Annotated in this window: 19 protein-coding genes and 1 pseudogene; 14 read left to right on the top strand and 6 right to left on the bottom strand. The window is 64.7% G+C overall.

The genetic code is table 11. The features are described 5' to 3' along the window. Window positions 1-158: 158 nt before the first annotated feature. Entirely contained in the window at window positions 159-935 is a 777-nt protein-coding gene (locus RFM40_RS10210; RefSeq protein WP_320277480.1) for a FadR/GntR family transcriptional regulator, read from the bottom strand. Between the two features lie 100 nt (window positions 936-1,035). Continuing rightward, window positions 1,036-1,932 (bottom strand): NAD-dependent epimerase/dehydratase family protein, encoded by an 897-nt coding sequence (locus RFM40_RS10205; RefSeq protein ID WP_320277479.1) that lies wholly within the window; start codon window positions 1,930-1,932, stop codon window positions 1,036-1,038. Between the two features lie 159 nt (window positions 1,933-2,091). Here RFM40_RS10205 and RFM40_RS10200 point away from each other — a divergent pair, with 159 nt between their 5' ends. Then, window positions 2,092-3,030, top strand: a complete 939-nt coding sequence (locus RFM40_RS10200) for an NAD(P)-dependent oxidoreductase (RefSeq protein WP_320277478.1) — start codon at window positions 2,092-2,094, stop codon at window positions 3,028-3,030. A 24-nt stretch (window positions 3,031-3,054) separates the two neighbouring features. On the opposite strand, the gene RFM40_RS10195 is transcribed toward RFM40_RS10200, so the two are convergent. Both RFM40_RS10195 and RFM40_RS10190 read right to left on the bottom strand, forming a co-directional pair. Further along, window positions 3,055-3,819 (bottom strand): FadR/GntR family transcriptional regulator, encoded by a 765-nt coding sequence (locus RFM40_RS10195; RefSeq protein ID WP_320277477.1) that lies wholly within the window; start codon window positions 3,817-3,819, stop codon window positions 3,055-3,057. 169 nt (window positions 3,820-3,988) lie between these two features. Further along, window positions 3,989-4,978: a sugar-binding protein gene (locus RFM40_RS10190; protein WP_320219502.1), complete on the bottom strand. Its 990-nt coding sequence runs from the start codon at window positions 4,976-4,978 to the stop codon at window positions 3,989-3,991. 449 nt (window positions 4,979-5,427) lie between these two features. Here RFM40_RS10190 and RFM40_RS10185 point away from each other — a divergent pair, with 449 nt between their 5' ends. The 11 genes from RFM40_RS10185 to RFM40_RS10135 all read left to right on the top strand — a co-directional run bounded on the left by RFM40_RS10185 (window position 5,428) and on the right by RFM40_RS10135 (window position 15,738). After that, window positions 5,428-6,171 (top strand): ATP-binding cassette domain-containing protein, encoded by a 744-nt coding sequence (locus tag RFM40_RS10185; RefSeq protein ID WP_320272394.1) that lies wholly within the window; start codon window positions 5,428-5,430, stop codon window positions 6,169-6,171. Window positions 6,172-6,226: 55 nt separating this feature from the next. Beyond that, entirely contained in the window at window positions 6,227-7,225 is a 999-nt protein-coding gene (locus RFM40_RS10180) for an ABC transporter permease (protein WP_320277476.1), read from the top strand. A gap of 178 nt (window positions 7,226-7,403) precedes the next feature. After that, entirely contained in the window at window positions 7,404-8,231 is an 828-nt protein-coding gene (locus tag RFM40_RS10175) for a helix-turn-helix domain-containing protein (RefSeq protein WP_320277475.1), read from the top strand. A gap of 193 nt (window positions 8,232-8,424) precedes the next feature. Continuing rightward, a complete protein-coding gene (locus tag RFM40_RS10170; RefSeq protein ID WP_320219504.1) occupies window positions 8,425-8,868 on the top strand; it encodes an SRPBCC family protein in 444 nt (147 codons plus the stop codon). Between the two features lie 11 nt (window positions 8,869-8,879). Further along, window positions 8,880-9,674 (top strand): FAD binding domain-containing protein, encoded by a 795-nt coding sequence (locus RFM40_RS10165; RefSeq protein ID WP_320277474.1) that lies wholly within the window; start codon window positions 8,880-8,882, stop codon window positions 9,672-9,674. A 59-nt stretch (window positions 9,675-9,733) separates the two neighbouring features. Beyond that, window positions 9,734-10,216, top strand: coding sequence for a (2Fe-2S)-binding protein (locus tag RFM40_RS10160; protein ID WP_320219506.1), 483 nt, complete (start codon window positions 9,734-9,736; stop codon window positions 10,214-10,216). A 9-nt stretch (window positions 10,217-10,225) separates the two neighbouring features. Further along, the gene (locus RFM40_RS10155; protein ID WP_320272277.1) at window positions 10,226-11,593 is read left to right on the top strand and encodes a xanthine dehydrogenase family protein molybdopterin-binding subunit; all 1,368 of its coding nucleotides are present in this window, start codon (window positions 10,226-10,228) and stop codon (window positions 11,591-11,593) included. Window position 11,594: 1 nt separating this feature from the next. Continuing rightward, on the top strand, window positions 11,595-12,599 hold the full coding sequence (locus RFM40_RS10150; protein ID WP_320277473.1) for a xanthine dehydrogenase family protein molybdopterin-binding subunit: 1,005 nt from the start codon (window positions 11,595-11,597) through the stop codon (window positions 12,597-12,599). 7 nt (window positions 12,600-12,606) lie between these two features. Beyond that, window positions 12,607-13,488: an AAA family ATPase gene (locus RFM40_RS10145; protein WP_320277472.1), complete on the top strand. Its 882-nt coding sequence runs from the start codon at window positions 12,607-12,609 to the stop codon at window positions 13,486-13,488. A gap of 226 nt (window positions 13,489-13,714) precedes the next feature. After that, entirely contained in the window at window positions 13,715-14,851 is a 1,137-nt protein-coding gene (locus RFM40_RS10140; protein WP_320277471.1) for a VWA domain-containing protein, read from the top strand. Beyond that, a complete protein-coding gene (locus RFM40_RS10135; protein WP_320277470.1) occupies window positions 14,851-15,738 on the top strand; it encodes an amidohydrolase family protein in 888 nt (295 codons plus the stop codon). Before RFM40_RS10140 ends, RFM40_RS10135 begins: the two co-directional genes overlap by 1 nt. Window positions 15,739-15,908: 170 nt before the next feature. Here the strand turns inward: RFM40_RS10135 and RFM40_RS10130 are convergent. Both RFM40_RS10130 and RFM40_RS10125 read right to left on the bottom strand, forming a co-directional pair. Beyond that, a pseudogene (locus RFM40_RS10130) lies at window positions 15,909-16,154 on the bottom strand (carboxymuconolactone decarboxylase family protein); the annotation flags it as partial. Window positions 16,155-16,212: 58 nt separating this feature from the next. Beyond that, entirely contained in the window at window positions 16,213-17,658 is a 1,446-nt protein-coding gene (locus RFM40_RS10125) for a DHA2 family efflux MFS transporter permease subunit (protein WP_320225349.1), read from the bottom strand. Between the two features lie 112 nt (window positions 17,659-17,770). Here RFM40_RS10125 and RFM40_RS10120 point away from each other — a divergent pair, with 112 nt between their 5' ends. Beyond that, window positions 17,771-18,772 (top strand): ornithine cyclodeaminase family protein, encoded by a 1,002-nt coding sequence (locus RFM40_RS10120; protein ID WP_320277469.1) that lies wholly within the window; start codon window positions 17,771-17,773, stop codon window positions 18,770-18,772. After that, window positions 18,769-20,274 carry an HAL/PAL/TAL family ammonia-lyase gene (locus RFM40_RS10115; protein WP_320277468.1) on the top strand — a complete coding sequence of 502 codons (1,506 nt, stop codon included), beginning with the start codon at window positions 18,769-18,771 and terminating at the stop codon, window positions 20,272-20,274. Before RFM40_RS10120 ends, RFM40_RS10115 begins: the two co-directional genes overlap by 4 nt. Window positions 20,275-20,458 lie beyond the last annotated feature (184 nt).

Here is a 20,458-nt window from a genome sequence, read left to right as displayed (position 1 = left end):
CCAGTCTAGACGGAGTTTCGGCATGAAAAGTCGAAGCCCACGGAAGTGCAGATCGCCTTCATTCTGCGGACTACCGGGAGGGAGCGCCGGTTTGCGGGCCCGTCGGTAGGCGCGCGACGCCGCCATCGTCTTATCGATCAGACAAGTGTCCACGCCACCTAACGCGAGCGGATGACGTCGTCGGTATTGGCAAGCAGCTTGCGCACGGCGTTGCGCGCCGCGTCCGGCCGCTGCAGCCGGATGTTCCTCTCGATCGCTTCGTGCAGTTTCTGGGCGTGCTGCAGATCATCCAATTCGCGTGTCGTGTAGGCGAAGAGATGGTCGAAGGCGGATTCGATCAGGACGCCGAGCGGCACCAAAAGGTCGTTGCCCGAGGCCCTAAGGATGGCGAGATGGAAGCGCGTGTCGGCGCGGGTGCGCTCCTGAAGGTTGGTCGCCTCGCCCATTTCGCGGCAGGCCTGGCTGATCTCGGCCATCTGCTCATCGGTACGCCGCATCGCGGCGAACGCCGCCGCCTCCGGCTCGATGATGTGGCGGAACTCCTGCACCGTTCGCAGAAAGACTTCTCGGTCGGGCGACGTCGCGTACCAGGCAAGCACATCGCGGTCGAGCAGGTTCCAGCGCTCCTTCGGCTCCACCCAACTGCCGATCTTGGGCCGCGACGCCAGAAGGCTCTTGGCCATCAGCATCTTGATCGCCTCGCGCACCGCCGAGCGGCTGACGTCGAAGGTTTCCGACCATTTCGCTTCGTTGGGCAGGATGGTGCCCGGCGGATAGTCGCCGCGCACGATCCGAAGGCCGATTTCGCTGGCTAAAGAGGCATGCACGCTGGCGCCCGGAATGCGCGGCGCATTGGGCCGGCGAGCACCGGCCGGACGCTCGGCGGATGCCGCTGTCGTCGGCCTATTTTCGTTGTTCGGCTTCGCGTCCCGCATATATCCACAAAGTCCGGTTTTCAGAAGCTGTCAAGCGCGGCAAGCCAGCTTTGCCGCAAACCGCGCGGATCTGCACAGCTCAGCCAGCGTTTGTCTCCTCTCATGCCGTCTTGACATAGTTGCGCCAGCTATGCTCGGGTCGGAAACCCAGCACCTCCCTCGCCTTGCGGTTCGACAGCAGCGTCTCGAATTCGCCGAGCTCGGCTTTCACCGGCACGCCGGGATAAAACCGCTTCAGGAGCTCGGCCGTCGGCAGGTCGGACGAGGTATCGTCATTGGCCGCGTTGAACACCTGGTAGCCGAGCCCGTCCTTCTCGATCGCGCGCAAGGTGATCTGGCCGAGATCGCGGGCGTCGATGTAGCTCCAGGCGATGCGCTTGCGGAAACCCGGATCGGCGAACCATTTCGGGAACAGGGCATATTCATGCGGCTCGATGACGTTACCGATGCGCAGCGCATAGATGTCGAAGTCGCTGCGCAGCGCGAAGGCGCGCGCGGTCTTCTCGTTGACGATCTTCGACAGCGCATAGCTGTCCATCGGGTCGACGTCATAATCTTCGTCGAGGGGGAAATGCGTCGGATTGCGCGGCTCGTTGGCGAAGACCAGGCCGTAGGTCGTTTCGCTGGAAGCGACGATCACCTTGCGGATGCCGAGCTTCACCGCCGCCTCGATGACGTTGTAGGTCCCCATCGCGTTGATGCGGAACACCTCGTTGTCGGGCGTGATCATGATGCGCGGGATGGCGGCGAAATGCACAACGGCATCGACCGGCTGCGCCCGCAGCGACGGGTCGAACTCATGCAGCCCGGCATAGCTCGACAGCGCGTTGAACACCTGGCCGCTGTCGGTGATGTCGGTGATTAAAGTGCGCACCTTCGGGTTGTCGAGCGGCCTGGTGTCGATGTTGAGCACCTGGCAGCCATGCTCGACCAGGTACTGCACGACATGACGGCCGGCCTTGCCGCTGCCGCCGGTGAACATGATCCGCTTCGTCATTTTACTCTCCACATTACTCGGAAATTATGTGTATTGTCAGACAATATGGCGTTCCGCAATCGCCTGCCAACCGCGATCCGCGAAAACCTTTCTCCAGCAATCGCTCGCCGGCCGGTCGCGCCGGCCCCGATCATCAAACAACGACAGGGACGAAACGACATGACCACCACCGCTGCCCGCGAGAATATCGGTTTCATCGGTCTTGGGCTGATGGGGCACGGCATCGCCAAGAACATCGTCGACAAGGGCTATCCGCTCACCTTCCTCGGCCGCAAGAACCGCAAGCCGGCGGAAGACCTGCTCGGCCGCGGCGCCAAGGAAGCGGCGACCTCGCGCGAGGTGGCGGCGGCGTCCGACATCGTCTTCATTTGCGTCACCGGCTCACGCGAGGTGGAAGCCATCATCCGTGGAGCCGGTGGCCTCAAGGAGGGCTTGAAGAAGGGCTCGGTCGTCGTCGACTGCTCGACCTCAGATCCGGTCTCGACCGTGGCACTGGCCGCCGAACTCAAGGCGCTTGGCGTCGACTATGTCGACGCGCCACTCAGCCGCACGCCGAAGGAAGCCTGGGAAGGCACGCTCGATGCCATGGTCGGCGCCCCCGAGACGGTGTTCGCCCGGCTGAAGCCCGTGTTGGAAACCTGGGCCGGACGCATCGTCCATATCGGCGACACCGGCGACGGCCACCGCATGAAATTGCTCAACAACTTCATTTCGCTGGGCTATGCCGCAATCTATTCGGAAGCGCTGGCGCTGGCTGAGAAGGTCGGCATTTCGCCGCCGCGCTTCGACAGCGTGATCCGCAACGGCCGCATGGATTGCGGCTTCTACCAGACCTTCATGCGCTGGACGCTGGACGGCGACCGCGACGCGCACAAATTCTCCATCGCCAATGCCTTCAAGGATCTGACCTATCTGGAATCGATGGCGGGCGCTGCCGGCATCGCCAATCCGCTCGGCAACGCCACCAAGAACTCGTTCGCGACCGCCTTTGCCGCGGGGCCGGCCGAGCAGTATGTGCCGATGCTCGCCACACATATCGGCAAGCTGAACGGTGTCGACCTGATACCGTCGAAGGACGGGGTTAAGCAGAAGATCTGACAGCCATCGGCGCGAGTTCCCTTCTCACCGCCGCGACAGCTCGATCACCTCGTCGGTGTTGGCGAGCAGCTTGTGCACCGCGCTCCTGGCGGCCGCCGGGCGCCGCAGGCGGATGTTCCGCTCGATCGCCTCGTGCAGGGATTGGGCCCGCCGCTGGTCGCTGTGCTCGCGCGTGACGAAGACGAAGAGATGGTCGAGCGCCGATTCGATCAGCACGCCGAGCGGCACCAGCAGATCGTTGCCGGAAGCCCGCAGGATGGCGAGGTGAAACCGCGTGTCGGCGCGCGTGCGCTCCTGGATATGCGTCGCTTCGCCCATCTCGCGGCAGGCCTGGCTGATCTCGACCATCTGCTCGTCGGAGCGCCGGATCGCCGCGAAGGCGGCCGCCTCCGGTTCGATGATGTGGCGGAACTCCTGCACCGTCCTCAGGAACACCTCGCGGTCGGGCGAGGTCGCATACCAAGCGAGCACGTCCCGGTCGAGCAGGTTCCAGCGCTCTCGCGGCTCGACCCAGCTGCCGATCTTCGGCCGCGACGCCAGCAGGCTCTTGGCCATCAGCATCTTGATGGCCTCGCGCACCGCCGAGCGGCTGACGTTGAAGGTTTGCGACCACTTGGCTTCATTGGGCAGGATGGTGCCGGGCGGATAGTCGCCGCGTACGATCCTGAGGCCGATCTCGCCGGCGAGCGATGCATGCACGCTGAGGCCGGAGATCCGCGTCGCCTCAGGCCCGCGTATGACGACCGCCGCTGGCTCGGCTAAGCGCTTCGCTGACTTTTCCCGTGGCATCCGCGTTCGGTGCCTCCTGTCGCGAGCTCCAAGACGCCCGCAAAACTCTGCCGGACAAGAGAATTCTGGGCGCGGAAAAGTCTTGGCCCGCCACCCCGGCAAGGCCGCGTCCATGTTCCTGGCGAAAGGTGGAGGGGCGCCCTTCGAAGGGCGCCCCGGGATAGAAGCCTTACTTCTGGATGCAGGTGTCGACCGTGTCCTTGGTGCATTCGTCGAGACCGGTGAAGACCGGATCGTCGACCTTCTTGCCTTCGATCAGGTCGATCATCACCGACGGCGCCTTGTAGCCCATTTCGAACGGCCGCTGACCGACGAGCGCGGTCACCAGGCCGTCCCTGGCGATCGCCACCTCGTCGCCGATCGTGTCGGCGGCGCCGATGACGAATTCATTCTTGGCGATCTTGTCGGCCATCGGCTTGAACAGGTCGCGATAGGGCTGCGGCGCGCCGAACAGCGGCCAGCCGCCCATGATGCCGAAGGCGTCGAGTTTCGGATTGGCGGCGAGGATGTCGGTCATCGCCTGCACGCCCTTGGCGCCGTCGTCATTGGTGAACACCGGGCAACCGGCCACCTCGGTCCAGCCGCCTTCACCGGCAAGCGCCGACAGGCCATCCTTGCCCGACAACGCATCGCGCATGCCCTGCGCGCGGCGCAGGATGTTGTCGGCGGCCGGATTGCCTTCGATGGTGCAGATCGTGCCGCCGTTGGGCTTGGCCTTCTTGATGTACTCGCCGATCTTCTTGCCCATCAGATAGTTGTCGGTGCCGAGATAGGTCTTGCGAAGCGCTGCGTCTTCCTTGGCAAGGTCGGCGTCGACCGTCATGATCGGGATCGACGGATTGGCGCTCTTGATCGTCTGCGCGATCAGCGGCGCGTTGGATGGCGAGATCGCCATTGCCACTGTGTCGGGCTTGCTCAGCATGTCCTGAACGATCTGGGCTTCGCCCGCCTCGTCGGAGGTCGACGCCGGGCCCGTATAGAAGCATTCATATTCCGAGCTGGCGTTTTCCTTGTTCCACTTCTCGCAGCCCTGATGGATGGCTTCGAAGAACGGGTTGTCGAGACCCTTGACGACAATGACGAGCTGTTTCTTGGCCAAAGCCGGCCCGGCGCTCAACGCCATGGCGGCGACGGCGGCGAGCAAAAGTGATTTCCTCATATCAGTCCTCCCTTGAAAACAGACGGACACGACGTGCCCGCCATACCGATCGACCAGGATGCAGGGGACACGAGAAGCGCCTCGAACGTTCGTGTCTCAAGCCGGGCCGATAAGCATTTCCCGATCCGTTCCAGGTCGAATGGACGCTGGCATCGCCGGATCCTTGATCGTGCCCGCCGCTTCCTCCGAAAGGCGATTTGCGAGGGCAAGCTCTTCCTCCAAAGCTAGCTAATAACGGCTTGCCGCCAACGTCAATTCCTATTTGTCCTACAAAACAGATTTTTCGACGAGTTTCGAAATTAATCGTCCGACAGTTGATTGACGCCCATGCAGGCTTTCGCCTAAATGCATCGATCGCACCCGCCCGGGAGGAGCTGGGCGTGCGAGGTCCGGACGCCGGCATGATGGCGGCGGCACTGGCGGGACGCAAACGGGGAGGCTTAAGGCTGGTGTCGGTTCTCGAACTCGCCAACATCTCGAAGCATTTCGGCGCCATCCAGGCGGTGAACGATGTTTCGTTCACGCTGGAAGCTGGCGAGGTCGTCGGCCTGATGGGCGACAACGGCGCCGGCAAGTCGACGCTGGTCAAGATGATCGCCGGCAACTTCCGCCCCAGCCATGGTACGATGCGCATGGACGGCAACGAGCTGATCCTGCACAAGCCGGTGGAAGCCCGCCAACACGGCATCGAGATCGTCCACCAGGACCTGGCGCTCTGCAACAATCTGACGGCAGCCGCCAATGTCTATCTCGGCCGGGAACTCCGCCGCGGCGTCGGCCCGTTCCGCATTCTCGATTATGCCGCGATGTACAAGCGTGCCGGCCAGATCTTCGCCGAGCTGAAATCCGAAACGCGGCCGCGCGACCTCGTCAAGCAAATGTCGGGCGGCCAACGCCAGGCTGTGGCGATCGCCCGCACCATGCTGTCGCAGGCCAAGATCGTGCTGATGGACGAGCCGACGGCGGCGATCTCGGTCAGGCAGGTCGCCGAAGTGCTGAACCTGATCCGCCATCTGCGTGACCAGGGCATCGCCGTGGTGCTCATCAGCCACCGCATGCCCGACGTCTTCGACGTCGCCGACCGCGTCATCGTCATGCGGCGCGGCAGGAAGGTCGCCGACAAGAAGATCGCCTCGAGTTCGCCAGAGGAAGTCACCGGGCTGATCACCGGCGCCATCGAACAAGTAGCATAACAGCGCCGAAACCAGTGACGCTCGCACGTCTCACCGCCGGCAGGAAAGGTCGATAATGGCAGTCACCCTTGACCAGACGATAGCGCAGAAGCAGCACACTTTCCTGTCGCGCATGCTGTCCAGCCAGACGTTCTGGGTGGTGATCGCGGTCATTCTGGCCTGTCTGTTCCTGTCCTTCGCCACCGACGCCTTCGCCACGCAAAAGAACCTCTACAACATCACCCGCAACATCACCTTCGTCGCCATCGTCGCGCTCGGCATGACCTTCGTCATCATCACCGGCGGCATCGACCTTTCGGTCGGCTCGGTGCTGTGCCTTTGCTCGATGGTGCTCGCCGTCACCATGCACGCAGGCTATTCGATCGAGGTCGGCATCTTTGCCTCAATCGCCACCGCGCTCGCCATCGGCGCCTTCAACGGCGCGCTCATTGCCTATCTCGGCTTCCCGCCCTTCGTGGTGACGCTCGGCATGCTCTCGGTCGCCCGCAGCCTCGCCATGGTCGCCTCCAACAACACCGTCGTCTTCCAGTTCGGGCCGGACCACGACGAGCTTCTGGCGCTGGGCGGCGGCGCCTGGGTATTCGGCATCGCCAACCCGGTCCTCTACATGATCATCCTGGCGCTGATCACCGGCTTCATCCTGCGCTGGACCAAGTTCGGCCGGCATATCTTCGCCATCGGCGGCAATGAGCATGCGGCGACACTGACCGGTGTTCCCGTGCGCCAGATCAAAGTCGTGGTCTACATGATCTCGGCGCTCTCGGCGGGCCTGGCGGGCATCATCCAGACCGGCTGGCTCGGCGCCGTCACCACCAATCTCGGCACCGGCATGGAACTCCAGGTGATCGCCGCCACCGTCATTGGCGGCGCCAATCTGGCGGGCGGCGTCGGGACGGCCTTGGGCGCCATGGTGGGTGCTGCCCTCATCGAAGTGATCCGCAACAGCCTTGGCCTGCTCGGCATCAATGCCTTCTGGCAAGGCACTTTCATCGGCGGCGCGATCATCCTTGCGGTATTGTTCGACCGTATCCGCAACTTTCGGCGCAACGACTGAGACTGGATGCCGGTCGGTATGGTTCCGATTGGTTCCTATCGCTCAGTCTGAAAATCCGCCCCGATGGACGACGCGAGACGCTCGTCGTTTCGCCGCGCCTTGACGCAGGCCGGACGCCGGCCGCACAATCCCCTGGCAGGCGAAGGGAGGCCAGTCGCCTGCGGGAGGAACTATACCCATGACGGACGCGATCAGGCTCTATTGGGGCCGGTTCGGACATGTCTCTGTCCTGAATGTCGCCAACGACTTTGTCACCCACGCCCATGGCGAGGCGCATCTCATCATCTGGCTGGAAGGCACCGCCGGGGAAATGACCATCGGCCGCGAGACTGTGCGGCTCGGACCTACCACCGCCGCCGGCATCAATTCATTCCAGCCGCACAGCCACGCGCTTTCCCGCGACGGCAAGCCCGGCCTTTTCCTCGCCTTCTACATCGATCCCGACTGGGCACGCCGGCGCCGCGACCTACCCTCGTCGGCGCCCCTGTTTACGCAGGCGGCAATCACGCTGGAACCGTGGCTGCATCAGGCAGCGGCGAACCTGCTCGATCACTTGGAAGACAATGAGAGCATCGACGATATCGCCAACTACGAGATCGAACGCTTCATCGACAGCGTGCTCGATGCCGCCGATGCCTCGGCGCCCCGGGCCGAGCGCGCTCGCGTGAACACGATGCTCGATTTCCGCGTACGCAAGGCGATCCAGTTGATGAAGGCCAATGTCTGCGAGCGCATCTCCTTCGACGACGTGGCCCGTTCGGTCGGCCTTTCCAGGCCGCATTTCTTCGCGCTGTTCAAGGAACAGACCAACCTGACGCCGAATGTCTACTGGAACACGCTGCGCATGGAGGAAGCCGTGCGTCAGCTGCAGTGGTCACAGGAGCCGCTGATCTCGGTCGCCTGCAATCTCGGCTTCACCACCCAGGGCAATTTCTCGCGCTTCTTCCGCGATCATGTCGGCGTGCCGCCGACGCTCTACCGCGTGGCGGCGCGGGCGATGTCCTGAGCCGGCGCCGGCTTATCTTGCAAGGCCATTTTCAGTCTGCCTGAGCGGCACAAGGCCGCTCTTTTTTCAGACTGCCTGAGCGGCACAAGGCCGCTCTTTTTTCAGACTGATTGATACGCGCTCAAGACGCATTGATAAGCGCCGGCGCACCGACCGCCCTAGCCTCTTGTCATCTTTGCAAGGGAACGAGCTTATGGCGAAAGTCACCATCTCCAGCGTCATCGACGCGCCAGTCGAACAGGTCTGGGCGCGCATCCGCGACTTCAACGGTCTGCCGAGCTGGCACCCGCGCATGGTGGAAAGCCACATCGAGGACGGCAAGGACCCCGCAGCGATCGGCTGCGTGCGCAACTTCCAATTGGTCAGCGGCGCGCGGCTGCGCGAGAAACTGCTCGACTTCTCCGACGAGAATTTCCTGGTCAGCTACTCCATCCTCGAAACGCCGCAGCCGCTCACCAATCACAAGGCGACGCTGCAATTGCGGCGCGTCACCGACGGCAACCGCACCTATGCCGAATGGAGCGCAAGCTTCGACGCCGCGCCCGAGGAAGCCGACAAGCTGGCCGAAGGCATGGGCGCCAATGTCTTCCAGGGCGGCTTCAACGCCCTGAAGAGCCATTTCGCCGGCCAGGGCTAAGGGAGCAGGCCATGTCGCTTGCGCTGCAGACCTTCTCGACCGTGAAAGACGCCAATACGGCCCTGCACTCATCGGGCACGCGTTACCTTGGAGGCGGCACGCTGGTTGTCCGCGCCGCCAATGAGGGCGACATCTCTGTCTCCAGCCTCGTGCGCGTCATCGAGCCGAGCCTGTCGCAGATCACCGTTTCCGGCGGCAGGGCCCGGCTCGGCGCTTCCGTCACCATGGCCGCGATCGCCCGTCATCGCGAGCTTGCCGCGCTCGCGCCGGCCGCGCGCGCCGTCGGTGGGCCGGCGATCCGCAACATGGCGACCGTCGGCGGCAATCTGTTCGCGCCCGCTCCTTACGGCGACTTCGCCGTGGCGCTGCTGGCTCTGGACGCCACCGTCGCCACCGAAGCCGGCGAGATGCCGGTCGAGACCTTCCTGGCGGGCCGCGATAGCAGCCGCGCCATCGTCACCGCTGTCGGCTTTTCGCTGCCCAAGGCGGAGAGCTTCCGCTTCCTCAAAGTGTCGCGGATCAAGCCGAAGGGCGTCTCGGTGCTAAGCATCGCGGCGTTCTTGCAAAGCACGGCCGACGGTACGGTAACCTCCGCACGTATCACGCTGGGCTGCATGGCTGATCGCCCGATGCGCGCCCACGCAGCCGAGAAGGCGTTGCTTGGCTGCAAGCTCACGGCTGACGAGATCGCACCGGCGCTGGCTGCCGCGGGCGAAGGTATTGCGCCGATCACCGATCCGATCGCCAGCGCCTGGTATCGCGCCGAGGTCCTGCCGGTCCACCTCGGTCGGCTGCTGCTGAGTTAACCACCGTTGGGGGATGCGCGTCTGTCCGGCCATCCGGGCAGGCGCGCAAGGAGGAAAGAATGGCGAAGGTTCCGGTTCAATTCACGCTCAACGGCTCCGAAAAGGCCGAATTCGTCGAGAGCGGCACGACGTTGCTCAACGCGCTGCGCGACAAGATCGGCGACACCTCGCCGAAAGGCGGCTGCCATCAGGGTACCTGCGGCGCCTGCTCCGTCATCATCGACGGCGAGCTGAAGCTCTCCTGCTTGACGCTGGCCGAGACCTGCAACGGCGCCGAGATCAAAACGACCGCCGGCCTGGCCGAAGGCGGCGTGCTGCATCCGCTGCAGCGCGCCTTCCTCGATGCCTTCGCCACCCAATGCGGCTTCTGCACGCCGGGCATGATCATGGCAGCCAAGGTGTTGCTCGACCGCACGCCGAACCCGAGCCGCGAGGATGTGGTCGAAGCGCTGTCCGGCAACATCTGCCGCTGCACCGGCTACGAGCCGATCATCCAGGCGGTGCTGACCGCCGCGCGCGCCAACTCGCAGAACGCCGCCTGAGGACTAGCCATGGAACTGCGCAAAGACTATTTCGCCGACGTCCGCAAGGACGGCCTCCACGAGATCGGCCAGCCCAGACCGCGGCTCGATTCCCCCGGACACGTCACCGGCAAGACAGCCTATTTCGCCGACCGCAATTTTCCCGGCATGCTGCATCTGAAAATGGTGCGCAGCCCGCACCACCATGCCCGCATCCGCTCGATCGACACCTCCGAGGCGGAAAAACATCCGGGCGTTGTGCGCGTGCTGACCGCCAAGGACGTGCCGCACAATGTCTACACCATCCTGATCCTGATCCAGATCGGCCCGGAGGACGAGACGGTGCTTGCCGACGGCAAGGTGCGCTGGAAAGGCGAGGCCGTGGTGGCGGTACTGGCCGAGACCGAGCGCGCGGCGCAGGAAGCCGCCGCCAAGGTCAAGGTCGACTACGAGGTGCTGCCGGCCGTCTTCGATATGGAGGAAGCGCTGAAGCCCGGCGCGCCGCTCGTCAACGAATATCACGGCCAGAACTACTACCTCTATGACAGCGGCGAGTGCCGCAAGGTGCGCTTCGGCGACGTCGAGACAGGCTTTGCCCAGGCCGACCATATCCTGGAGCAAAGCTACCAATCCTCGCCGATCGAGCATGCGCCGACAGAGACCACGGGCTGCGTGGTCGCGCCCGAAGGCAACGACCGCTTCACCTGCTACACCAACACGCAGGCGATGTTTTTCACCCTCGACAACACCTCGATCATACTGCAGATGCCGGGCAGCAAGCTGCATTTCGTCGGCGGCACCGTCGGCGGCGGCTTCGGCGGCAAGGTCGACGTCATCGTCGAGCCGATCGCCATCCTCGCCGCCAAGCTCACCGGCCGTCCCATCTCCTTCATCTATAGCCGCGAGGAGGAGATGCAGATTTCGTCGCCCCGCGCCGCCGAAAAGGTCGTCATCAAGGACGGCGTCATGAAGGATGGCCGCATCGTCGCCCGCAAGGTCACCGGATACACCGATGCCGGCGCCTATTCGCGCCATTCGCCCTATGGCGCGCAGAAGGGTGCCGCGCATTATCCCGGGCCCTACACGATCCCGAATGTCTGGATCGACACCTATTGCGTCTACACCAACCGCACGCCCTCTTCCGCCATGCGCGGCTTCGGCGTCACCATCGGCGACTTTGCGCTGGAGGTGCAGATGGACAAGCTGGCGCGGCTGATCGGCATGGATCCGCTCGAATTCCGCTTCATCAACGCCTATCGTGACGGCGACATGAAGGCACATCGCCAGCCGACCGAGGGCGCGGCGCTGATCGAGTGCATGCAGGAAGCCTCGCGCGCCGCCAACTGGCCGGTGGCGGAGAAATACATGGCGATGTCCTCCTACAAGAAGGGAGCCTGAGATGGCGATACGGCGCGGACGCGGCGTCGCCGCGATCAATTATCCGACGGGCATGAACCTCGGCGGCGATCCGACCCAGGCGCTGGTGCACTCGACGCCGACCGGCAACTTCATGGTCACGCTGTCCAGCGTCGATCTCGGCCAGGGCATGAAGCAGATCATGGCGCAGATCTGCGCCGAGACCATCGGCGTGCCGACCGACCGCGTCGTCATCGACACCGCCGACACCGACACCGGCCCCCACTGCATGGGCACCTTCGCCTCGCGCGGCACGCACCGCGCCGGCAACGCCGTCATCCAGGCGGCCAAGGAAGCCCGCCAGGTGATGCTGGAAGTGGCGGCCGAGGAGCTGGAAGTGAACGCCTCGGACCTCGAGACCGACGGCGAGGGCAACATATTGGTCAAGGGCGCGCCGCAGAAGTCGATCTCGATCTTCGATGTCGCTTTGTCCGCGCATTTCAAACTCGGCCGTTCGATCTCCGGGCGCGGCATGTTCCTGATCCCGCGCTCCTATCCGGAGAAGGAGACCGGCGCGATGAAGCCTTCCACCTGCTATGCCCATGCCTGCACCATGGCCGAGGTCGAGGTCGACGACGAGACCGGCGAGGTGACGGTGCTGACCGTGAAGAACGTCTTCGAGATCGGCCGCGCGCTCAACCCGAAGATGGTCGAGCAGCAGCTGGTCGGCGGCTCCTGGATGGGCATCAGCCACGCGCTCTACGAGACGACCGAACCCTATTACCCAAGCCGCGACCATGGCGGCACCGACTTCAACCAGTATTTGATGCCGGGGCCTGGCGATCTCGCCGAGACCGAAATCATCGTGCTGCAGCGCCCGTCGGCCGACGGGCCGTTCGGCGCCAAGGGACCGGGCGAGATGTGCGCCAACCCGCAAATCCCGGCGGTGGCCAACGCCGTCTTCGACGCGGTCGGCGTGCGTATCGACACGCTGCCGATCACGCCGGAACGCATCCTGCGCGCGCTGAAGACGCAGGCCGCGGGGTGAGCAGACGATGACCCGCGCCGACGCCGTAGAGGTCGCGGCTTCGCCGGAAGCGGTGGCCGCGCGCCTTGCCGCTTCGCGCTATCTGGCGGACGATAGCCTCGCCACCGCGATCTTCCTGTCGATCCGTCTCGGCAAGCCGCTGCTGCTCGAAGGCGCGCCGGGCGTCGGCAAGACGGAGGCCGCGAAGGCTGTTGCCGAACTGCTCGGCCGCGAACTGGTGCGCCTGCAATGCTATGAAGGCATCGATGCCGCGCATGCGCTTTACGAATGGAACTACCAGCGCCAGCTGCTTGCCATCCGCCACGCCGGCGAGCACGAGATCTACATCTATGACGACCGCTTCCTGATCGCGCGGCCGCTGCTGCAGGTGCTGCGCGCGCCGGAGCAACGCGTACTGCTGATCGACGAGATCGACCGCTCAGACCATGAATTCGAAGCGCTGCTGCTCGAATTCCTCTCCGACTTCCAGATCAGCATTCCCGAGCGCGGCACGATCCGCGCCGCAACGCAGCCGATCGTCATCCTGACCTCCAACCGCACCCGCGAGCTTGCCGAGGCGCTGCGCCGGCGCTGCGTCTATCACTGGATCGGCTATCCCGACGCCGCGCGCGAGACCGAGATCATCATGCTGCGCTCAGGCCACGTCGTCGAGGCGACCGCGCGCGCGGTGGCGAAGGCCGTGCAGCAGATCCGCGCCCGTCCGCTGGCCAAGCCGCCGGGCATCGCCGAAGCCGTCGAATGGGCGAATGCCGCGACCATTCTCGAAAAAGGCGGCAGCCCGTGGCCGGAAGCCTTCCGCCGCGCCATCGGCGTGCTGATCAAGGACGAGGAGGATCTGTCCTCGATCGCGCCGGAACTCGGCAGGATTGTCGAGGAGGCGCTGGCGTGATGAGCAATCGCAACGCACTAGCGCGATACCCCAGGGTTAATGCGCGACGCTGGCGGGACAGCACCCCCCTCTGTCCTGCCGGACATCTCCCCCTCAAGGGGGGAGATCAGACGTCCCGCCGGCTTTCGCCAATCTTCAACGTCGCAGGATTGAGCGGAGCGCCCAAGCTGCCAATCTCCCCCCTGGAGGGGGAGATGTCCGGCAGGACAGAGGGGGGCGCGAAGGAATGATGCGTGGGGAAAGCTTGCCCCATCCCACCATGCCGTTCCTGGGCTTTGCCCGGCTGTTGCGCTGTCACGCCTTCGCCATCGCGCCGGAACAGATCACCAGCTTCATGCAAGCGGTCACCTTGCTCGGCCCGCGCTCGATGAACGACATCCTTGAGGCAGCACTTGCGACGCTGGCGCCCCCGCCCGATCGTCGCGGCGAATTCGACGCGCATTTCCGCAACCATTTCTACGGCGATGCCGAGCCTTCCATCGGCGGTGAAGAGGACGTCGAAACCCGCATCAAGGACGATCGCGGCATGCGCGAGGAAGAAAGCCAGGCCGTTCGCCAGGAGAAAGGCGGCGAACTATCCTCGGAGCTCGAGCAGCTGAGCAGCCGCGATTTCCAGCGCGATCCCGACGGCCTCGGCTCGTTCCGTCGCCGGCTCGCCTCCGCCCTCCCCGCGCGCCGTTCCTTCCGCACCGCGCGCACCCGTTCGCGTGGCACGCTCGACCTCCGCCGCTCGCTGAGCGAGATCGTCAGCGCCGATGGCGACATCCCCTTGCCACAGCTCCGCCGCCGCCAGACCGTGCCGCGCAAGCTGTTACTGCTCATCGATGTATCCGGCTCGATGAAGCTGCACACCGCCGACTACCTCAAGCTCGCGCACGCGGTGGTGCAAGGCGCGGACCGCGCGGAAGTCTTCACCTTCGGCACGCGGCTTACGCGCATCACCTCGGCGCTGCGCAACCGCGATTGCGGCCAGGCGCTGGCGCGCGCGGCAGCGCTGGTCGACGATTGGGACGGCGGCACCCGCATGGGGCCGACATTGCTTGCCTTCCTCTCGGTGCCGCGCTTCTCCGCCTTCGCGCGCGGCGCTGCGGTGGTGATCCTGTCGGATGCTCTGGAGCGCGGCGACCATTCCGATCTCGAAACCGCGATGCGGCGCTTCCGCGCCCGCGCCTTCCGGCTGTCGCTGGCGACGCCGCTCGCCAGCGACCCGCGCTTCCGGCCGGCGACCGCAGCGCTCCGCGCCATCCTGCCGGTGCTCGACGATCTGATCGACGGCTCGTCGCTCAGGAGTCTGACCGATTTCATTCTGTCGCTCGCCCGCCCTGCTCCGGCGGCCGCGGCCATCTGGCAAAGGGTATCGTGATGCAGAAAGCGATCGACGCGCATTTCCATATCTGGCGCCAGAAGGACCAGCCCTGGCTGGTCGGGCCGATGGTGCCGCGCATCTTCGGCCCTTACGAGCCGATCCGCCGCGACTATCCGATCGGTGAATTCCTCGAAGACCAGAAGGGCTCCGGCGTCGAGAAGGCCGTCTACGTCCAGACCAACTGGGCCAAGGAGGATTTCGAAAAAGAGGTCGCCTTCCTGCAACAGACCGCCGACGAAACCGGCTGGCCGCACGCCATCGTCGGCTATGCCGACATGACGGTCGATGATGTCCGGCCACAGATCGACCGATTGAAAAACTATCCGATGCTGCGCGGCGTGCGCATGCAGCTCCACTGGCATGAGACGCCCGCCTTCCGCTTCGCCGCCTCGGCCGACCAGGTGATCGATCCCAAGGTGCGCGCCAACGTGGCGCGGCTGAAGGACTATGGCCTCTCCTTTGATCTGCAGCTTTTCCCGGCGCAGATGAAGGACGGGCTGGCGCTGGTCGGGGAAAACCCTCAGACGAATTTCGTCCTCACCCATGCCGGCATGCTGACCGGTATGGAGCCGGAAACCACCGAAGCGTGGAAAGCCGGCTTGCAGACGTTATCGGCGGCACCAAATTTCTACGCCAAGCTGTCGGGGCTCGGCACCTTCGCGCATGCCAACGATCCGGAACTGATCAGCTACATCGTCGACAACGCGATCGAAATCCTCGGCAGCGATCGGCTGATGTTCGGCTCGAACTTCCCGATCGAGAAGCTCTGGACCAGCCATGCCGAGCTGATCAAGGCACACAGGGCGGCGGTGGCGAGGCATGGAGTGGCGGCCGAGGCGGACATCTTCTGGAACACAGCGGAAAGAGTGTATCGGCCGGTGTAGCACAGACCTCTCCTTCTCCCCTTGTGGGAGAAGGTGGATCGGCGCGCAGCGCCGAGACGGATGAGGGGTGTTCCAGCGGAGTGAGACGCTGGCGTTCCCTGGAACACCCCTCATCCGTCGCCTTCGGCTCTCCCTTCTCCCACAAGGGGAGAAGGGAGAGCCGGCGCGCCTCACTTCACCTCGAACTGCGGATCGATCGGAATCTGCATCGCGGTGACGAGATGGTTGGTCTGGCCGGCGAGCCCGATGATCGACACCAACTCTCCGTGCTGCGCATCGGTCATGCCCTTGGCGCGGGCGGCAGCCGTGTGTGAATGGATGCAATAAGAACAGCCGTTGGCGGTCGAGACCGCGATATAGATCATCTCCTTGGTCAGCGGATCGCTGTCGGCGACCATCACCGCCTTGAGCTGCTCGTGTTCGAGCCTGCGAGGCCGGCGGAATTTACATCTGCAAAACGCGGTAAGCGCGATGTCAATTGTCCGTCGAGTGACCCGAGACCTCGGCTCCGGCGGATGGCGGCAGGACCATGAACCGGAACGACGCCACGAGTCCGATCAGGCCGATCGCGATGAATGCGATTCTGAAATCGACGAGATCGAGCGCCTCTTCGCCTCTGGCGATCTGCGACAGGTTGAGGACCGCCGCCGCTATCGCCACGCCGAACAGCATCGATATCTGCTGCAGCATGCTGGAAAGCGTTGCTGCCGAGCTGCGCTGCGCACCGCCGATATCGGCGAAGGCAAGCGTGTTCAGCGCCGTGAACTGCATCGAGCGCGAAAGCCCGGCTACCAGCATCAGCGCCACCACCAGCGCCAGCGGCGTCTGCGGCGAGATCGCCCCGCAAGCCATGATCGCCAGCGAGGCGATCAGCCCGTTGACGATCAGAACGCGGCGGAAGCCGAAGCGCCTCAGCGTCGGCGTGGTCACCGCCTTCATGCCGAGATTGCCGAGGAAATAGGCCAGGATCAGCAAGCCGGCATCGACCGGCCGCATCCCGAAGCCCACCTGGAACAGCAGCGGCAAAAGGAAGGGCGTGGCATTGATCGCGACGCGGAAGATCGTGCCTGCCGACAGCGTCGAGACGGCGAAGGTCAGCACCTTGAAGGCGGAGAGGTCGAGCAGCGGATGCGGCGTGCGCAGGAGTTGGCGCACTGCCATCCAGCCGATCGCAACGCCGGCGGCAATGAGACCCGCTGTCGGCAGCATGCCGTTTTCGGGATGCGCAAGGCGCTCCAGGCCGTAGAGCATCACCGCGAGGCCGAGCGAGGTTACGAAGAAGCCCGGCCAATCGAGTGGCCTTGCCTCGGAGTCGCGATCTCCCGGAACGAAGCGCGCGACCAAGAGCAGTCCGGCCAGTCCCAGCGGGACGTTGATGAAGAAATTCCAGTGCCAGGAGAGATAGGTGGTGATGAAACCGCCGAGCACAGGCCCGACAACCGGGGCGAACAGAGCTGGCCAGGTGATCAGCGCTGTGGCGTTCAGCAATTCCGATTTGGCGGCGTTGCGCAGCACCAGGATGCGGCCGACGGGCGTCATCAGCGCGCTGCCCAGGCCCTGCACGATGCGGGCAGCCACAAACTCGGTTAGGCTCTGGGAGAAGCCGCAGCCAATCGACGCCAGTGTGAACAGCGCTATCGCCCCGAGGAAGATGTTGCGCGCGCCAAACCGGTCGGCGAGCCAGGCCGACAGCGGCACGAACACCGCCATGGTCAGCATGTAGGCGGTGATGCCGATGCTCATCGCCACCGCCGGCACGCCGAAGGATTGACCCATCTGCGGCAGCGACGTCGAGATGATCGTCGAATCGAGCAGCTGCATGAAGAAGGCGACGGCGACGATCAGCGCAACGCGCCGCGCCTGGCGCGCCGCCATCGGCACGGACTGGGACAATGCCTCGTTGTCGGGAATGCTGCTCATGACGCGCAGGTTGAACAGCAAAAGGCTGAGCCGGTCCAGAGTTTAACCAACAAACTTTCGTGTCGCCTCGCCGCCTGTTATTGAGAGGTGGGCTTGGGAGGGGAAAAACGGGATGAAACCCATCTATATCGACTATCTCAACGCCCTCGACATCGAGGCGCTGGCGATGACCGATGCCGAGATAATCGGCGCCGTCGAAGCCGGGCTCGTCGCCCAGGGCAACGGCCAGACCGTGATCGAGCCGCGTGTCCATCTCGAGCCGGATCCGTCCTTTCATGGCCATTTCAACGTGCTGCGCGGCTATGTGGCGCCGCTCGATGCGGCCGGCGTGAAGATCGTCGGCGACTATGTCGACAACTACCTGCACGGGCTGCCGTCCGAATTCGGTATGCTCAACCTCTTCGACCCGCGCACCGGCACGCCGCGCGCCATCCTCGACGCCACCGTCATCACCGACATGCGCACTGGCGCGGTCACAGCCATCGGCGCCAAGCATCTGGCGAAGAAGTCATCCAGGGTGCTCGGCCATATCGGCGCGCGCGGCACCGCCTACTGGAACGTGCGGCTGCTCGACCATCTCTTCGACTTCGATGAGATCCGCGTCCATTCGCGCCGGCCGGAAAGTCGCGACGCCTTTGTCGCGAAACTTGCCGCCGATCTCGGCAAGCCGATCATGGCCGTGGCTGACTGGAAAAGTTGCGTCGAAGGCGCCGACATCGTCGTTGAGGCCTCGCGGTTGCCGGATCCGCAGCCGCTGCTCAAGACGGAGTGGATCAAGCGCGGCGCGCTGGTCGTGCCCTATGGCACGATGAGCGCGGTCGAACTGTCGCTCACCGACATCATGCAAAAGATCGTCGTCGACGATTGGGGCCAGTGCAAGACCGGCAAGTTCGGCTCGCTGCGCGCCCATGTCGAGACGGGGCGGTTGAGCGAGGCGACGCTGCACGCCGAACTCGGCCAGATCGCCGCCGGCCTCAAGCCGGGCCGACAAAGCGATGGCGAGACGATCCTGTTCTGGCACCGCGGCCTGTCGCTCTCCGATATCGCGCTGGGCAAGGCGATGCTCGCCAAGGCCGGCGAAAACGGTATCGGCCAGAGGCTGCGCTTCGCATGACCCCGCTCGTTCTCACCGGCGCCGGCGTCAGCATCGAGGACGTGGCGGCTGTCGCGCGCGATGCGGGCAAGATCGAGGTCACGCCGACGGTCATCGAGAAGCTCGGCAAGGCGCGCAAGGCGCTGGATGACGCCGCCGCCGGTGGCCAGCATATCTACGGGCTCAACACCGGGCTTGGCGCCAATCTCGGCACGGCCGTCGAAGGCGATGCCGGCGCCTTCCAGCGCCAGCTTCTCGACGGGCGCGGCGCTGCGGTGGGTGAGACGCTGCCTATCCAGATCGTGCGGGCGGCGATGTTTGCCCGCATCGCAATGCTTGCGGCGGGTGGTTCCGGCCTGTCCCCGCATGTCTTCACCGCGCTCGTCGATGCGCTCAACGCCGGCGTCCATCCGGCGATGCCCTCGCTCGGCTCGATAGGCGCCGGCGACCTGGTGCTGATGGCGGCGATCGCCCACACGCTCATCGGCGAAGGCGATGCCGACTACCAGGGCCGGCGCATGCCGTCGGCCAAGGCGCTAATGATGGCGCGTCTTGCCCCGGTCAGCCTGGCGCCGAAGGACGGCCTGTCGCTGATCAACGCCTCGGCAGTCTCCACCGGCGCCGCCGCGCTGGCGCTTGTCGACGCGTTGTCGGCGCTCGAACAGCAGCAGCAGGCCGCCGCGCTGACCATGGAGGCGCTCGGCGCTAACCGCACTATCCTCGATCCGCGCCTCCATGCCGCGCGGCCCGCGGCGTGCCAGCAAGCGGCGGCAAAGGCGCTGCGCGACCTGCTCGCCCGCGACGACGCACCGGCACCGACCACCATTCAGGATCCGCTGTCGATCCGCTGCATGCCCTCCATCCATGGCGCGCTGATCCAGGCGATCGATCATGCGCGGCTCGCCGTCGAGATCGAGCTCAACGCGGCCGCCGACAATCCGCTGGTGCTCGCCGACGATGCGCTGGTGCTGTCGACGGGCAATTTCCACACCGCCTCGCTCGCGCTGGCTTTCGAGACTTTGGGGCTGGCGATCGCTCAGTGCGCGGCGGCTACTGCCGCCCGTTTCGTCCAGCTCACCGGTTCAGGCCGTAACGGCCTACCGAAATACCTCTCGCCGGTCGGCGGTGCTTCCGCCGGCTTCGTGCCGCTGCAGAAGACGGTGACGGCGATCCTGGCCGCGATCCGCCACAAGGCCAATCCGGTGATGCTCGACTTCCTGCCCGTATCCGAAGGCGTCGAGGATCATGCGACGCAGACTCCCCTCGCCGTGGCGAAATGCGCCGAGATGACCGTGCTGTGGCGGCGGCTGATCGCCTTCGAGCTGATGGCGGCGGCGCAGGCGATCGACCTGCGCGAAGGGCTGACGCTGGGGTCCGCCACCGAAGCGATCCACGCGGCTGTCCGCGCCCACGTGCCGACGCTCAAGCAAGACAGGCCGCTCGGCCCCAATGCCGATGCGCTGCACTCGGTGCTCGCCGACGGGTATTGGCACCCTGCGGTGCACCAAACGCTGCGCGTCTAAAGCATGTCTCCCGAAAGCGGAAACCGGTTCCGGGACAAAGACATGCGTAAAAATCAAAAACCTAAAGCACTCACAGCTTAAAGCATGTCTCCCGAAAGTGGGCCCGGTTTCGGGACAAAGACATGCTTAAAATCAAGAACCTAAAGCAGGTCGCGTGAATCCTTTTTCACGCGACCTGCTTTAG

Origin of the sequence: Mesorhizobium captivum (assembly GCF_033977165.1) — a bacterium.
Lineage (GTDB): Bacteria > Pseudomonadota > Alphaproteobacteria > Rhizobiales > Rhizobiaceae > Mesorhizobium > Mesorhizobium captivum.
Note: the sequence above shows the minus strand (reverse complement) of the source record. Positions and strands in the feature narration are given on the sequence as shown.